Genomic DNA, 15,506 nt, shown 5'->3' with positions numbered 1-15,506 from the left:
CCGTAGCCGCCCAGCGATGCGCCCCACTGGCTTTCGGCGAAGGTGTCGCCGGCGTGGTCGGAAGCGACCACCCCGGTCAGGATGTGGTGCACGACCTGGCGATCGGAAATCCGGAAGGTCGTGGCCTTCATCCAGCGGCCTTCGGTCATGGCGTTAGCGACCACCGGATGCTGGTAGTCCATGACCCCCGAGGCGGGGATTTTCACGTCCGGGACGTTCAGGACGATGTCAGGCTTGCCGAGCGGCCAGTCAGGCGCCTGGAACTTGATCTTCTTCAGCGGGTCATCGCCCGCGCCGCGCGGCGCGCCGGCGTCGATCCAGTGGACCAGGGTCTTCATCTGCTCGGGCGTGAGGCGGTCGTCGTCCTGGAAGGCGCCGACCGTCTCGTCGGCGAGGTAGGGTGGCATTCGGTGTGTGCGGATCACCTCGCGGATCATCGGCGAGAAACCCTTCACCTGCTCATAGTTGTTCAGCGGCATCGGGCCGATGCCGCCCGCCTGGTGGCAGGTGGCGCACTTTGCCTCGATGATCGGGGCGACAGTCTTGGCATAGGATATCGAGGCGAAGGTTTTGGCCCTGGCGCGCTCGGGGAACGCAATGAGCTGGCCCTTGGCCTGCTGCGACGACAGGGCGACTTTCTCACCTGCCACGAGAGCGTCGAGCGCCGCCTTCGCGCCGTCGACGGGACCGCGGTAGGCGATGGTCCAGCCGCGCGGGTCGACGACGATGACCTCGGCGGCGCGGGTGATCCCCAGTTCCTCTCCCACCAGTTGCTCGTAGTCGAACAGTATGGGCATCTCGAGACCGGCGGCCTTGGCGTCGGCGATAACCGCATCCCGCTTGTCGCCGATGCGGCTGTCCACCGCCAGCATGTCGACTTTCTTGTCAGCGTAGGCGGCTTTCAGCGCCATCAGCCCCTTGGCGTCGGCGCGCAGCGCCGCATCGCCGGTGGCGTAGGTCACCAGCACCACGGCCTTGTCATCGCTCATGCGGTAAAGCTGACGGGCGAGCAGGTTCTGGTCGGCCAGCATGAAATCGTCGACCCGGGCCGGCGCGGCGGCGGGCGCAGACTGGGCCTTGGCGCCCGACAGTCCGTGCGAGGCGCCGCCGATGGCCAGCGCCGCGGCGGCTGCCGTCATGCCCGCGAAACCGACACCGGCTGCTCTGCGTGAGATCTTCATCCGCCCGTTCTCCAGTCCCTGATCGGCGTGTGATCTTCGTCCACGCCGTTGTCGCTATTGTTGCGCCTGGGGTCAGCCGTCGCGAGTCCTCGGTCGGTGACGCCGTCCTTGGAAATGCGGTAAGGCATGGCTGCGGCCGAGGCGACGAGCGTCCCGTCGCCAGACTTCCATCTATCCGATTTGCAGTAGCTGATTGCCGTTTGCGAATCGCAGGCCATCCAGCGGCCCCAGTTACGATATACTGTGGATCATAACGGACGATCAGCACCTAATGTCAACCGTCTCAGATGCCCGGGTTGTGCGAACGCGAGCGGCGCTCCGCGAAGCCATGACCGTGCTTGCGGCGGAAAGCCCCCTGGACGCGATCACCGTGCGGGCGATCGCGGCTCAAGCCGGCGTGGGCTACGCGACCTTCTTCCGCCACTACGGCGACAAGGACGAGTTGCTCGCCGACGTCGCCGACAAGCTCACCCGTGACCTGCTGGACCAGGTGCGTCCCCTGCTGATCGAGCGGGACCGTCTGGCGGCGGCACGCTCGCTCTGCGACTTCGTCATCGAGCATCTGGCGATATGCAAGGCGCTGATCGCGGGCGGGTCGGGCCACACGGTGCGCGCCGAGATGCTGCGCCAGTCGATGGCGACGGTCGCCATGGTCCGCCATCGTGCAGCTGACAATGTTCTGGACGACCTTGTGCTGTTCCACGTGGTCTCGGCGACGCTGAACCTCCTGGCTTGGTGGCTGCGGCACATGGATGAAGTCAACGCTGAGGCTATGGCCGAGATCATAGAGCGCGTCGTCCTGACGCCGACCGGCGCGCTCAGGCTCAAGCCGCCGGCATCACTCTAAAGCGTATGGGTCGCGCCCGACGCAGCGTTGTGAGTGAACTCCGGGGCCCTAGGCGCCGACATGTCCGGGCGCGGGATGGCGAGACTTCATCAGCGCCTGATAGACGCTTGAAACCACGATGCCTGTGAGCAGGAACATGATTTCCGCCGGGACAACCTTTGGATTGTCGAAGTTCGTCTTGGCGATCAGGAAGGCCATTCCGGGGTGTCGAGTCGCCGCGGCGAAAGCCAGCGCCATCCGGTCGACCTGTTCCGGGCCGCCGAGCAGGTGCCCGGCCGCGAGCCCCGAGGACACGACCAGCACGATCGAAAGGAGCGCGCCGTCTCCGACCAGCGCCAACATTGGTTTCGCCAGCACGATCAGCACCGGGACGATGAACACCAAGAGGCCGATATTGCCGACGAGCTTGGCGATCCGCGCGGCGGGTTCAGCAAGCGCAGGCGCGAGGCTACCGATCGCTAGGCCGATCAACAGCGGCAGCAGGACCGAGGTCAAAACCAGGTTGGCGATAGCGGCCGGCGCGATCGAGGCTTCGACGCCGAAGACGCGACTAAGGAGATAGACGGCGAGCGGGACGGTCACGACCGCCAGCAGCATCAGGGCGACATAGAGGCCAACGGCGAAGGAGTTCTCCGCGCCGGCCTTGAGCATCTTGCTCGGGGCAAATGGGGCAAGCGGTGATACGGCCATCAGGACGATCCCGACTTTCACCGGATCGGGCAGCGGCAGAATGGCCACAAGAACGGCAGCCACGATCGGCGGAACCACGTCCACCGCGATGATCCCGCGGACGAGCAACGCCGGACGGCGAAACGCGTAGGTGATGTCCCCCCACCGGCTCTGCAGCCCCACGGCCGCCACCAGCAAGGCGAGGCTGACCTGCATGATCAACGGAAGGAGCTGCTTCAGGGTATCCATGGGGCGACCTTCGCGACCTCGCAGCTAGTGGCATCGACCGAAGGCTAGGGCCTGATCCTGACCCGCTCCTATCGGGCGAACACCCCAGAGGCGGCGCCGCGACGGGCCCATGTCTGCTCGCCGGATCGAAGAGCTCAGGTCTTCGCCCCGCCCCGCCTGGGGGTCTGACGGGATGGCTCGAGCCGAGAGTGCGTGGTCCGGTCGAAGCGGCGCCGGTCCGGCCCGGTGATGGGGTAGCTTCATGCCACGCTTACGTTTCCTCGCAATCGCCTCCGTTGTGAGCGGCCTCGTGTGGCCGGCGGCCGCGCTCGCGCAGATCGATACCGACCAAGGTTGGCAAGTCAGCGTGACGCCCTACCTCTGGCTGCCGGGGGCAAAGGGCGACCTGGGCGCCGCCGCCGGCCTCCCACCCACGCCGGTCAACGCCCACTTCTCGGATCTTTTCAACAAGCTTTCGGGCTTCGGGATGATCAAGGGCGACGTGCGCTATGGCAGCTTCGGCGCACTGGCCGACTACACGACGATCAGCATAGCGGGTGACCACGACCTCAGCACGCCGGGAGGGCGTCTGAACGTGAGCGGCGAGGTCAAGGCTTCGGCCGATGGCGCCACCCTGGCGGGCTTCTACCGGTTCTATGCCAGCGAGCGCTTCAACGGCGATGTGCTCATCGGCGCGCGTTACACCGAAGCGAAGATCAGTGCCGAGGTGGCCCTTAACAACCTCAGCGCTTCTGGCTCCAATAAGATCAACACCTGGGATCCGATCATCGGGGTCAAGGGCGCGATGCGGACCGGAGAGCACGGCTCGCTCACGGGCTACGCAGACCTCGATCCGTTCGAGTCCCGCCTCCCCGTCTGGCAGGTCAGCGGGGCCTACAACTATCGTTTCACCGACCTGCTCATGGGATCGCTAGGTCTTCGCGCCTACGGCGTCGACCTCCAGGAGAACGGCTTCGAGTACCGGCTTACGCTGTTCGGCCCGCTCGTCGGGCTCACGTTCGTCTTCTAGAGCTACAGGTTCGACATGTACTGGCTCCAGCACGCTCCGATCTGGCTGATCGGCGTTTTGCTGCTGCTTGTGCTTCTCATAGCTGAGCAGACAGGGTTCTGGATGGGCCGGCTCTCGGCTCAGAAGGCGCCTTCCACATCGGGCTCCGACGGAGCGAGCTATCTGCTTTCGGCAACGCTGGGGCTACTTGCCTTGCTGATCGCCTTCACGTTCGGCACGGCCGCCGGCAGGTTTGACGCGCGCCGCACGCTTGTGCGCGACGAGGCTAATGCGATCGGCACGACCTACCTGCGGATACAGACTCTCGACGAGGGGCCGCGAGACGCGCTGAGCCGGCTGATGGTCCAGTACGCCGACGCGCGGAAATCCAGCTCCGCCGGGAGCGAAGACGTGACTCAGCTCAGGCAAGCCGACGCCCAGACCATTGAGATTGAACAGCGCATTTGGGACCAGATCGTGCCTGCGGTGCGCGCCCAGCCGAACTCGACCCTCAACGCGCCACTTCTGGAGACCACCAACCAGATGTTCGACCTGGCGAACTCCCGGCGCATCGCATTGGAGGCCCGGGTGCCGATCACGATCATCCGTTCACTACTGATCTACTTCGTCGTCGCAGCCTGGATCCTTGGCTACGCGATGGCCCCCGGCGGCCGGCGGCCGGTCGCGTCCGCCTCGCTCTTTGTGGTGCTGGCTTTGGCCTTCGGCATGATTCTGGACCTGGACCGGCCGAGTTCCGGCCGCATCCAGGTCAGCCAAGAACCGATTGTGCGCGCCGCCGCGAACATCGAGGCGGGTGAGGCCGCCCGTCAGGCCGCCGCTAGCGCGGGGAAAAAGTAGGGTTTCAGAAGGCCAGCGACCCCGAAGAGTTACGTTGCGGGTTCTCAGTCCCCCACCCTAGGGGAATCCCGGATGCCGTGAGCGTCACGGCGAACCGATCCTTTCGGCGCTTCAGGGGGCGCGCCGCCAGGCGGGCTCGGCACAAGGGAATCGACGCCATGCACCGTTTCTATGGCGAGCGCCGACACAGCCTGATGTTGGCCGCCGCCGCAGGCGCCTTAGTCGCCGCGGCTTCGCTAGGAACCGCTGGGGCGGCCTTTGCACAGGCCGCCTCGGCTGGACTCACGCCTCAAGAAGTCGAGCAGCTGCGGGCCGATCTGGCGGCCGTCCGCGCCGAAGCCGCCTCAGCCCGCGCCGCAGACGCCGAGCGAGAACGGAAGATCGACGCGATGCAGCGTCAGCTTGCCACTGCGACCGGTGGCGCGCCGCCCGTCGAGCAGATCCCCGCGCCGGCGGAAGGCGCAAAGGTCGCGCGCACCGAAGGTGGTCCGAATTTCGAGATCTACGGCTTCGCCCAGCTCGACTTCACCCAGGACTTCAACCGGGTCGATCCCGCTTGGGACGATGCGCTGCGGCCGTCCAAGATTCCCACCACCGACGGCGAATTCGGCAGCAACGGGCAAAACAGCATCAGCGCCAAGCAGAGCCGCTTCGGCATCAAGGGCTCGCAGGACATCGCCGGCAAGCCACTCGAGTTCAAGTTCGAGTTCGATCTCTTCGGCGTCGGCGTCGATGCCGGCCAGACCACGATGCGGGTACGCCACTTCTACGCGTCCTGGGGTCCGATCCTGGCCGGTCAGACCAACACCAACTGGATGGACATCGACATCTTCCCCAATACCGTCGAGTACTGGGGCCCGCCGGGCATGGTGTTCCTGCGCAATCCGCAGATCCGCTACACCTTCAAGTCGGACAAGAACGAGTTCGCCATCGCCCTCGAGAAGCCGAGCAACGACGTCGATGCCGGCCAGATCCGCGAGTTCGACCCAGAGCTCGGCAACAGCATCCAGGGCCACGAGGACTACCCGGATCTGACCGGGCATTGGCGGTACTCGGACGATTGGGGCCACATACAGCTGGGCGCCATCCTGCGGCAGGTGGGGTTTGACAGCGCCGGCACCCCGGACAATGAGCCCAAGGGCCACAAGACCGGCTGGGGCGTCAACCTGACGGGCAACATCAAGACCTGGAACAAGGACACCCTGCACCTGGGCGTCGTCTACGGCGAAGGCATCGCAACCTATATGAACGACGGCGGTGTGGACCTTGGCCCGAAGGGCGCACCGATTGTGACTCAACCCATTGGGGGTGGGCCGGTGGTGATCCAGGCGGGCACACTCGCCCCCGATGTCGTGCCCCTGCTGGGGCTGCTGATCTACTACGACCACTACTGGACCGACAAGTTCAGCACCTCGCTCGGCTGGAGTGAGACGAAGGTCGACAACCTGAGCTTCCAGGCGCCCAACGCTTTTCAGTCGGGCCAGTACGCCTCGATCAACCTGCTGTGGGCGCCAGACAAACGCATCCTGATGGGCGCTGAATATATCTGGGGCCGTCGTGAAGACCATAACGGGCAGTCCGGCCAGGACAACCGTATTCAGGCGTCCTTCAAATACAGCTTCTCCAGCAACGACTTCTTCAAATAGTGGCCGTCACAGGAAGTAACCCTATGCTTCAAGTCAACACTTCCCGCCGGGACCTCGCCAGAGGCCTCGCCGCACTTGGCCTGACGGCCGCCGTCTCACCCGCGCTCGCCCGCGAGGCAGCCGCAGGCAACCTTTCGCCCGCCGCAATCGATGCGGCGGTGAAGGCCGCGTACGAGAAGTACCGGGGCTTGAACGAGGGCAAGAACGCAGACTACATCCCCGCGCTGGCCAAGGTGCCCTCGACCTATTTCGGCATCGCGCTGGTCACCCCGCAGGGCAAGGTATCCGCCATCGGCGACACCGAGCCGACCTTCTCGATCCAGTCGATTTCCAAGGTCTTCACGATGGCCCTGGTGCTGCAGGAATCCGGAGAGCAGAAGATTGTGGACTCGGTCGGCGTCGACGCCACCGGCCAGGTGTTCAACTCGATCGTCGCCGTCGAGCAGCACAAGGGCAAGGAGATGAACCCCTTCGTCAATCCAGGGGCCATCGCCACCACCGGCAACGTCAAGGGTTCCAGTCCCGACGAGGTCTGGCGCAAGATCCTCGCCATCCATTCGGACTTCGCCGGACGGCCGCTGGAAGTGAACCAGGAAGTCTACAAGTCGGAATCCGACACCAACCAACGCAACCGCGCCATCGGCATGCTGATGTCGGCTTACGAGCGCTTCTCCAGCGACCCGGCCGTGGCCACCGATCTCTACACCCGCCAATGCTCGATCGCGGTCAACGCCAAGGACCTCGGAACAATGGCCGCGACCCTGGCCAACGGGGGCAAGAACCCGGTTACAGGCAAGCAGGTCATCGATCCCCGGCACATCCCCGGGGTCCTGGCGGTGATGGCGACGGCCGGACTCTATGACGACTCCGGGGTGTGGCTATTCCACACCGGCCTGCCCGCCAAAAGCGGCGTGGGTGGCGGGCTGATCGCCGTTTCGCCCGGGAAATTCGGCATCGGCACCTTCTCCCCGCCACTGGACGCCGCCGGCAACAGCGTCCGCGGGCAACGGGCGATCACGGACATTTCCAACGCGCTGGGCGGCAATCCCTACACCGAGCTGCCCGCTTAGCCGGGCTGGCGGCCCGGAGGGAGTTTGGAGCCTGCGCCCAGCGCACGGGCCGGCGTCGACCCCGCTGGCGGAGGAAGGAAGATGCGCCGACGCTCAGGATCCTGCGCTGCCGTGGTGTTCGCGGCGCTGGGCGCACTTGCGGCGCCCTCAGCCGCGTCGGGTCAGTCATGCGCCGTAAAGGGCGACTTCAACGACTCCCACCTGCACATGACGAACTACATCCAGGAGGGTGTCACACCGGCCAAGCTTCTTGAGGTGATGGGCGAGCGGGTGCCACGCGCGGTGCTGTTCGGCATCCCGCTGCAGCAACAATGGTCCTACACCCTGACCGGGGAGTTCGCGCCGACCTACTATCTCGATAGCGACGCACCGCTCTACTACTACTCCTTCACCGATGCGGTCATTGCGACCTCCTACCTGGCCCTGCCCCAGGCCCAGCGCGCCCGGTTCGATCCGATGATCACCGGCTTCAATCCCGCCGACATGTATGCCGCCGACCACATACGCCGTGTACTGACGACTTTTCCGGGCGTGTTCGAGGGCATCGGCGAGTTCTCGATCCACAAGGAGTTCGTCTCCTCGAAGATCGCCGGCGGCCCGGCGAGTCTCACCGATCCTGCGCTGGACCGGATACTCGATTTCGCCGGTCAGGTCGGGCTGGTGGTTATATTCCACAACGACATCGTCATGCCGTTCACCAAGCGGCAGAATGAAAGGGCCTATTTCGACCAGGCCAAGGCGGTGCTGTCGCGCCATCCCAACACCGTCATCATCTGGGCCCATACAGGCCTTGGGCGCGTGGTCCAGCCGCCCAGCCAGCATCTGCAATTCCTCGAAGAGATCCTTTCGGATCCGAAGCTGAAGAACATCTACTTCGACATCTCCTGGGACGAGGTCGCCAAGTACATCGTCAGGGATGACCGCACGGTCGCAGCCACCGCCGACCTGCTCAACCGCCATCCGGACCGCTTCCTGCTGGGAACCGACTGGGTCGCTCCGACCGACCCGGCGAAGTACTTCTCGCTCTATGACATGTACAAGCCGCTCTGGGCGAAGCTGACGCCAGAGGCCAGTGGCGACGTCCGCATCTGCAACTACCAGCGCCTGTTCGACGGCGCCCGCATCAAGGTGCGGGCCTGGGAGCGGGCTAACCTGCCAGCCCAGAAGACGGGAGGCTGACCCATGTCAACTGCCACAACCGTGCGCGGCATCGCGTTCGCGGTCGCCCTGATGGCGAGCGGCCCTGCCGCGGCGCAGCCGACAAGCCAGGTCCACCTTGCCGACGGCCACGACTGGACACGCTCGTCGAGCGACCAGCGGCGGGCCTACCTTGCAGGCATCTCCAACGTGATCTCGGTCGGCGCGGCCTGGGATGGCAAGAACACCCCCGGCCAGGAAGACACCTTCAGCCGGACCGCCCAACGCGGCCTGAAGGATGTACACGTCGAGGAGGCTGTCCAGGCGGTCGACGGCTGGTACCGGGCCAACCCGACCCAGCTCGACAAGCCGGTCCTATCTGTGATCTGGCGCGAGCTCGCCAGGCCCCGGCTTCCGGCAGCCAAGTGAGGAGCGGAATGATGAAAAGACTTTCCATCGCAAGTCTGCTCGCCGCCCTGATCGCCCCGGCGCTGCTAAGCTGCGCCACGGTGGGCGGCGCGGCCGTTGGCGCGGGCATTGGCAGCCTCTCGGGCAATGCGGGACAAGGCGCCGTGATCGGCGGCGCGATCGGCGCAGTGGTCGACATCGTCAATTAAGATAGCAGCCGCCGTCGGGCTCGCACCGGCACGCCTTGCGCTACCGGATTTTGAATTTAGCGCGCCTACCAGTTTCACCACGCCCGCATCGGCGGACCTTCAGCATGACCGATCACGCCGATCACAAGGATCTCAGCCTGAAACGACGCGGCCGTGGCCCCGCCTGGCTCTCCCTGGCCTGGCGCATCGGCCTGGCCGGGGCGCTGATCGCCGTGACGGTGGCGGTGCACTGGTTCTGTCGCGCGGGCCTCCGCGACGCGAACGGAGGACCGGTCGGTCTGCTGGGCGTGATCTACTTCACGATCATGACCGTGACGACAGTCGGCTATGGCGACATCGTGCCGGTCACGCCGACCGCGCGCGCCATCGACACCTTCGGCCTCACCCCGATCCGCATCCTGCTGTGGCTGATCTTCCTGGGGACGGCCTACGATTTCCTTTTCAAAAACGTCTGGGAGCGATGGCGCATGAGCATGATCCAACGGACCCTCATGGGTCATGTCATCGTCGCGGGCTTTGGCGTCAGCGGCCGCGAAGCGGTGGGAGAGCTGCGACGCCAGGGGACCGACGCCGGCCGGATCGTCGTCATCGACGAGCAGGCGGACGCCCTGGCGGCGGCCGCGATGCAGAACGTCGCCATCCTGTCCGGCGACGCCACGCGTGACGCCACGCTGGAAGCAGCCCGGGTCGACAAGGCCAAGGCGATCCTGGTGGACGCCGGGCGGGACGACACCTCGATTCTCATCGTCCTCACCGCCCGCCGCCTCGCGCCGAAGGTGGCGATCAGTGTCGTGATCCGATCCGCCGACAACGAGGCGCTGGCGCGTCAGGCCGGCGCGGAGGTTGTGATCAATCCCGCCAGCTTCGCCGGCCACCTGATGGCGAGTTCCAGCCAAGGGGCGCACGTCGCCGACTTCATGGCCGATCTGGCCGCAAGCGGCGGCGCCTTCACCCTGCGCGAACGGCCGGTGGCCGCCTCGGAGGTCGGCCGACCGCTTTCAGCGCTGAACAGCGGGGTTGGCCTGCAGCTCTGCCGCGACGGCAGCACCTACAACTTCGCCACGCCAGAAGCACGAAGCCTTGAGCGCGACGACATGATCCTGGAGGTGGTCGCGCGCTGACGCGACCCAACGCTGTCGAGGAACCGAACGAGCGCCGGACGCGATGCGGAGCCGAAGCTCTGCGTCTGCTCCTCATGAAGCGCCGTACCCTGGCAAATGAGGCTCAGGGGCTTGGCATTCGCCAGCGCCGGCATAGCCACCGCCACCGCCATAAAGACCCATCGCGTCTCCACCACCCCTCCCGCGCCACGCGCAAACTCGACGCGAGCTCAGCCGCCGCAGCACTCCGACGAAGCTCAACTGTGCCGGGCGGCGCGGCCGTGGTTCTCCGCAGCCGTCACCTCAGCGCCAGTAGCGCAAAACGGTCCTGGGGTGGCCTATGCAGACGCCCTATTGGCCGGCCACGCGGGTCGTCCAGGTGTCGCCCGCGATCATGCGCATGGGCTTCCCGGGCTCTTCGGTGAAGCGCACGACTTCGCCAGCCGCGCGCCCACCAGTCGGCGACATCAGGCGGAAGCGCCCGCCGCCCAGCGGCTGCAGCGTGACAGAGTCGTCTATGGTGGGGGCGTTGGGGTTCATCAGGATCAGCTTCTTGTCCAGCAGCACGACTTGGCTGTCCCCGAACACCCCGCGATAGAGGCCCGCAAAGCGCGCCCACTCAGGGTCCCAAGCGACCTCCGCCGGCTTGGCCGGCGCCGCCGCGGCGACCGCCTTGCCCACCGTAGCCATCAGCTGGTTCGCAATCTCACCCGGATTGGAGTCGTTGGTGTTGGTCAGCACAATGACGGCAACCTTGTCGTCAAGCTGCGCCAGGGTCTGGGTGGTGTTGCCAGGATAGCCGCCACCGTGGCCGACGTAGGTGCGGTCCTTCACCCGGTCGATATCGAACCCGAGGCCGGTGCCTGACTTCCAATCCTCCTCGACCGAGCGGACACGTAGCATTTCGCGCCACGATCCGCTCGAGACGATCTGGCCTCCACCGCGCGGACCTCGCCGAAACCACGCGGAGATGAATTTGGCCAAGTCGTTGACCGTCGAGGTCACGCCGGTCGCCGCCGCCATCCCGTGCGAGTCGATGAACGGGATGACTTCGCGCGTCCCGTCAGGCAGTCGCCGGCCGTAGGGCGTGGCCAAGCCGAGCATGTTCCGGTCGATACTGGTGTCGCGCATGCCCAGCGGATCGAGAATGTTGGCCTGGACATAGCTCGCGTAGCTCTGGCCGCTCACCTTCTCGACGATCAGGCCGGCGACAGCGAAGCCCAGGTTGGAGTACTTCCACCGAGTAGCCGGCGGAAATGCCGCCTGGCGCTCCGCGTAGAGGCGCTGCAGCTCCTCGCGTGTCGGGAATTGGTACGACGCCCAGTGGTCGCTCGCCTCCCGCTGCAGGCCCGAGCTGTGGGAAAGCAGCTGCTCGATGGTGATCGGGCCGTCGTCGTCGCCCGCCGGAGCGGCCTTGAACCAGGGCAGGTACTTCGTCACCGGATCGTCCAGCCGCAGCTTGCCCTCTTCGCGCAGTTGCATGATCGCGATGGTGGTGAAGATCTTGCTGTTCGAGGCGATCCGGAACTTGGTGTCCGCGGTCATCGGCCGCTTGGCCGCCAAGTCGGCATAGCCGAAACCCTTCGCCCAGATCACCTTCTGATCGCTGACGACCCCCACCGCGACCCCCGGCAGTCCGCGATAAGCGATCTGGCTCTCCATCCACGCGGAAAACAGCCGCTCGGCCCCCAGCACCGCCGGCGCCTGCGCCGGATCAACGGGCGCCGCCGGCGGCGGACTTGTCGTCTCGGCTCGCGCCGCAAACCCGGCCAATGACCAGCCCAAAACGAGCGCGAGCCCTGCCCGCAGCAGCACACGTTTCATGTAGGGTCCCCCCGACCAACGCCACCGACGCTGCAGCGAAGCGCCGGCTTCGGATTGCAACCGCCGCAAGTATTCAGATTTCTAACGCGTTTCGTCCAGACGTCAGGAGCAGACATCTCGCGGCAGACTTAGGTTTAAGCGGCGGCAGAGCTCTCCGAACATTGTCAACGAGCGGCGGGGCCTGGCCCCTTCAATTATCAGAACGCGAGGACCGCCTGGACCATCGGCACCCAAGCTGTCAGGCCGGCCGTATAAGGGGTGAAGACGCCGCCATAAGGCGTGTTGACCACGCGCATCAACTCCGCAGACAGCCACATGCGCTCGGTCGGAACGAAATACCACTTCACGCCGACGCCCGCCTCCCAGGAGTCGCGGAACTCTCCGAACACCATCGAGCCGCGCCCGTACGCCATCAGCGTCTGGGGCACGATGAACCCGGCAGCCGACAGCTCGAAGCCCTGATCGAACATGCTCTTGATGGGAATTGGGCCGTCGGCCTTGAAGTCATCCACCCAGCGAAAATAGTACTGTCCATTGACCGACCAACCGGCCCGTTTCAGGCCCCAGTCGATCGCCCACATCCGGTACGTGGCGTTAGTCACGGTCACGCCCAGCGCGAAGGCGCCGGTGGCGAAGGTCTGCACGCCGTCCGAGTTGTGCATCGAGGTGTTCTCGGGGCTCGACGTGTCGAGGTCTGAAAAGCGATCTTCCTTCGACCAGGTGAACGAAGTCCCCAGGCGAATGCGCAGGTCCGGCGAGGATAAATAGTCGTCGTACATGTTGCGCGACTTCCCGGGCGGGCCGTAGTCACCGAGCGGTTCCCACCAGATGCTGCCGGAGCCCATCAGATTTTCATCGATCTTGGCTGCCGAGATGTTCAGCGTGTTCAATCCGTTGCCGACGAAAGCGATGTAGTGCAGTTCGTGGGGGAGATCCCCGTTGGCCCAGATCCCCTGCGTGAACCCGGGACGGAAGAAGTTGTCCGCCAGGGTCCGGTCAGTCGACTGAAAGAACGGAAAGGTGTTCACAAGCGACCGGCTGCCGGGGACACCTGTGTAGCCAGCCGTCAGCGTGAAGGCCTTGTTGAATTGCCAGCCGATGTTCCCTGCGATGACGATCGAGTTCGCCCCCGCGGACGTCCACACGGTGGAGCTGTAGCGTAGTCTCGGATCGAAAATGTAGCCGCCCAGGATGAACATCGTGCGGTTGACGGTGATGTCGTTGCGCAGATTGACACTACGAACGACGCCCAGGTGGTCGGTGAAGGTTTCGCTGCCCGAGGTGGTGTTGAGGTACCGGACCTGCGAGTTGATGTTGTACCTCAGCAGGAAAGGAACCTTTGCGTCGTTGGGTGTCTGCCAGATGACGATCCCATCCTGGTAGCGTTCGGCAACCTTCTCCGTGATTGAACCATCCGACTCTTTCGCGACGGGCGGCGCTGCGAGCGCCACCTGCGGAGCTGGTGTAGCGGCTGGCGGCTGCGGCGCGGGTTGCGCGGCCGTTGGAACAGGCTGACTAGCCAACTGCTGCTGCAACCGGTCCAGCGTCTGTGTCAGGGTCTTTTGCTGTTCCTGGATGGTGCGAAGCTGCTCCTGCAGCACCGTGACTTGCTGTTCCAGTTCGGCAGGCGTGGCCGGCCGCGCGGGAGCCTGCGCATGGGCGGCGGTCGTGAAGACGGTTGTCAGGGCAGCGACCGCAACTGAAAGCCCGACGCGCGGGCGAAGCCGACCGTTGATGCCTCGCTGAGCTGCGGCGCCGCCACCGCCGGCGCCGCGCGCATGACGTCCTGATGCAATTAGAACACCGAGCAGATCAGCGGCGCGACGGCGATCACGCGACCCGGGCTCGCGCCCTTTTTCGCCGGTCTGGACCACCGGCGTCGCCTCAACAGAGGGTTACGGAGACGGCGAGGCCGCCCTCGGAGGTCTCCTTGTATTTGGAATTCATCTCCTTGGCTGTCAGCGCCATGGCGTTCACGGTGCTGTCGAAGTCCACCCGCCGATTCACCGGGATTTCGTTCTTGGCGATCAGGTAGCCGGTCCAGGACTTCACCGCCCCGAAGGCGCAGCGCTCGATGCAGGGAACCTGGACATAACCCGCCACGGGGTCGCAGGTCATGCCCAGGTGGTGCTCGAGCGCCCCTTCGGCAGCGTTCGCGGCCACCTGCGGCGGCTCGCCGTAAGCCTGCGCGATGCACGCCGCACCCATGGACGAGGCCACGCCGATCTCGGCCTGGCACCCGCCTTCAGCGGCCGACAGGGTCGCGTTGTGCTTGCACAGGTAACCGATCAGCGCGGCGGTCATCAGCCCCTCGCGGATCTTGTCCTCAGGCAGCTTCGCGCCCTCCGGACCGAGGGAAACGATGACCGCCGGCATGACGCCGGCCGAGCCGCCGGTGGGCGCGGTGATCACCAGATGGCCGCGGGCGTTCTCCTCCGAGCCCGCGAGCGCGTAGGCTGAGACGAGGCCGATGGCCTTGCGCGCGGTCCCCTCCTGCTTCAACGAGTTCTGGTAGACGTCATGCGCCTTGGTCTTCAGCTTGATCGGCCCCGGCAGGGTCGTGGTCGGCGCCGCCAAGCCGGTCTTCACCGTTGCGCGCATGGCGCCCAGGATCTTGTCGCAGAAGGCGTTGATCTCAGCCTCGCTCTTGCCCGAGACGGCGACTTCGTTGGCCATCGCCAACTGCGCGATGGAAATCTTGTCCCGGTTGCAGTGATCGATGACTTCCTTGATCGTCTGATAGGGGTATTTGGGCGCGCCCTTCTTGGGCGGCGTGTAGCCCTTCCATTCAATGAAGCCGCCGCCGACGGAGTAGTACTCCTGTTCGAGCAGCACCTGGTCGCCGCCCAACAGCCTGCATGTCATCGTGTTGGGGTGGGGAAAATTGCCCTTGGTGGCGTCGTAGACGATGTCCTTGAGCGAGACGTTGAAGGTCGAGGTTCCCAGCTTCACGGGAAACACCTGGTTCGGATTGGCCGCCAGGCTGTCGAGGAAGGCGGGATCGACCGTCGCAGGCTCCTTGCCGACAATCCCGGCCAGCGCCGCGCGCTCCGTCCCGTGACCCTTGCCGGTGGCGCTCAAGCTACCGAAGAGGTTCACCTTCATCGCGGTGGCCTTCGCCTGTACGTCCGCAGGCAGCTTCGTGCAGCGCTGATAGAAATCGTAGGTGATCCGCATCGGCCCGATCGTGTGCGACGAAGAAGGGCCGGGCCCGACCTTGTAGAACTCGTCGATCGTGGTGACGATCGGGCCCTTGGATTTCGCCACGACGTCCAGCTTCGGGTCGAGCGTCACCGGGGCCCCGCCCGGCGACTTGGCGG

General features: G+C 65.4%; 13 protein-coding genes and 1 pseudogene. 9 read left to right on the top strand and 5 right to left on the bottom strand.

From position 1 onward, the window contains the following. Positions 1-1,181 (bottom strand): annotated as a pseudogene (locus VGI62_RS18260) (hypothetical protein); the annotation flags it as partial. A gap of 328 nt (positions 1,182-1,509) precedes the next feature. Between VGI62_RS18260 and VGI62_RS18255 the strand changes: the two are divergent. After that, positions 1,510-2,028: a TetR/AcrR family transcriptional regulator gene (locus VGI62_RS18255; protein WP_331505975.1), complete on the top strand. Its 519-nt coding sequence runs from the start codon at positions 1,510-1,512 to the stop codon at positions 2,026-2,028. Between the two features lie 48 nt (positions 2,029-2,076). On the opposite strand, the gene VGI62_RS18250 is transcribed toward VGI62_RS18255, so the two are convergent. After that, complete coding sequence (locus VGI62_RS18250) at positions 2,077-2,946, bottom strand: hypothetical protein (RefSeq protein WP_331505974.1); 870 nt, start codon at positions 2,944-2,946, stop codon at positions 2,077-2,079. Between the two features lie 241 nt (positions 2,947-3,187). Here VGI62_RS18250 and VGI62_RS18245 point away from each other — a divergent pair, with 241 nt between their 5' ends. From VGI62_RS18245 to VGI62_RS18210, 8 genes are all read left to right on the top strand, one after another. Continuing rightward, on the top strand, positions 3,188-3,955 hold the full coding sequence (locus VGI62_RS18245; protein ID WP_331505973.1) for a hypothetical protein: 768 nt from the start codon (positions 3,188-3,190) through the stop codon (positions 3,953-3,955). 192 nt (positions 3,956-4,147) lie between these two features. Beyond that, complete coding sequence (locus VGI62_RS18240) at positions 4,148-4,792, top strand: hypothetical protein (protein WP_331505972.1); 645 nt, start codon at positions 4,148-4,150, stop codon at positions 4,790-4,792. Positions 4,793-4,950: 158 nt separating this feature from the next. After that, positions 4,951-6,438 (top strand): DcaP family trimeric outer membrane transporter, encoded by a 1,488-nt coding sequence (locus VGI62_RS18235; protein ID WP_331505971.1) that lies wholly within the window; start codon positions 4,951-4,953, stop codon positions 6,436-6,438. A 23-nt stretch (positions 6,439-6,461) separates the two neighbouring features. Next, positions 6,462-7,508 carry a glutaminase A gene (gene glsA, locus VGI62_RS18230; RefSeq protein WP_331505970.1) on the top strand — a complete coding sequence of 349 codons (1,047 nt, stop codon included), beginning with the start codon at positions 6,462-6,464 and terminating at the stop codon, positions 7,506-7,508. An 81-nt stretch (positions 7,509-7,589) separates the two neighbouring features. Then, complete coding sequence (locus VGI62_RS18225) at positions 7,590-8,687, top strand: amidohydrolase family protein (protein WP_331505969.1); 1,098 nt, start codon at positions 7,590-7,592, stop codon at positions 8,685-8,687. A gap of 3 nt (positions 8,688-8,690) precedes the next feature. Further along, positions 8,691-9,074: a hypothetical protein gene (locus tag VGI62_RS18220; protein ID WP_331505968.1), complete on the top strand. Its 384-nt coding sequence runs from the start codon at positions 8,691-8,693 to the stop codon at positions 9,072-9,074. An 11-nt stretch (positions 9,075-9,085) separates the two neighbouring features. Further along, complete coding sequence (locus VGI62_RS18215) at positions 9,086-9,262, top strand: hypothetical protein (protein ID WP_331505967.1); 177 nt, start codon at positions 9,086-9,088, stop codon at positions 9,260-9,262. Positions 9,263-9,366: 104 nt separating this feature from the next. After that, entirely contained in the window at positions 9,367-10,383 is a 1,017-nt protein-coding gene (locus VGI62_RS18210) for a potassium channel family protein (protein WP_331505966.1), read from the top strand. A gap of 330 nt (positions 10,384-10,713) precedes the next feature. On the opposite strand, the gene VGI62_RS18205 is transcribed toward VGI62_RS18210, so the two are convergent. From VGI62_RS18205 to VGI62_RS18195, 3 genes are all read right to left on the bottom strand, one after another. Then, positions 10,714-12,186, bottom strand: coding sequence for a serine hydrolase domain-containing protein (locus VGI62_RS18205; RefSeq protein WP_331505965.1), 1,473 nt, complete (start codon positions 12,184-12,186; stop codon positions 10,714-10,716). A 197-nt stretch (positions 12,187-12,383) separates the two neighbouring features. Continuing rightward, positions 12,384-14,060, bottom strand: coding sequence for a hypothetical protein (locus tag VGI62_RS18200; protein WP_331505964.1), 1,677 nt, complete (start codon positions 14,058-14,060; stop codon positions 12,384-12,386). Positions 14,061-14,070: 10 nt separating this feature from the next. Further along, the coding region (locus tag VGI62_RS18195) for an L-serine ammonia-lyase (RefSeq protein WP_331505963.1) at positions 14,071-15,506 on the bottom strand (1,436 nt) is incomplete at its 5' end.

This window comes from Phenylobacterium sp. (assembly GCF_036495085.1).
In the GTDB taxonomy this organism is placed as follows: Bacteria; Pseudomonadota; Alphaproteobacteria; order Caulobacterales; family Caulobacteraceae; genus Phenylobacterium.
The sequence above is the reverse complement of the archived record's forward strand: the minus strand, read 5'-3'. Positions and strand labels throughout refer to the sequence as shown.

Coding starts and splice junctions, on each gene's coding strand:
- VGI62_RS18255 (WP_331505975.1), top strand. CDS start 1,510: ATGACCGTGCTTGCGGCGGAAAGCCCCCTGGACGCGATCACCGTGCGG.
- VGI62_RS18250 (WP_331505974.1), bottom strand. CDS start 2,946: ATGGATACCCTGAAGCAGCTCCTTCCGTTGATCATGCAGGTCAGCCTC.
- VGI62_RS18245 (WP_331505973.1), top strand. CDS start 3,188: ATGCCACGCTTACGTTTCCTCGCAATCGCCTCCGTTGTGAGCGGCCTC.
- VGI62_RS18235 (WP_331505971.1), top strand. CDS start 4,951: ATGCACCGTTTCTATGGCGAGCGCCGACACAGCCTGATGTTGGCCGCC.
- glsA (WP_331505970.1), top strand. CDS start 6,462: ATGCTTCAAGTCAACACTTCCCGCCGGGACCTCGCCAGAGGCCTCGCC.
- VGI62_RS18225 (WP_331505969.1), top strand. CDS start 7,590: ATGCGCCGACGCTCAGGATCCTGCGCTGCCGTGGTGTTCGCGGCGCTG.
- VGI62_RS18220 (WP_331505968.1), top strand. CDS start 8,691: ATGTCAACTGCCACAACCGTGCGCGGCATCGCGTTCGCGGTCGCCCTG.
- VGI62_RS18215 (WP_331505967.1), top strand. CDS start 9,086: ATGAAAAGACTTTCCATCGCAAGTCTGCTCGCCGCCCTGATCGCCCCG.
- VGI62_RS18210 (WP_331505966.1), top strand. CDS start 9,367: ATGACCGATCACGCCGATCACAAGGATCTCAGCCTGAAACGACGCGGC.
- VGI62_RS18205 (WP_331505965.1), bottom strand. CDS start 12,186: ATGAAACGTGTGCTGCTGCGGGCAGGGCTCGCGCTCGTTTTGGGCTGG.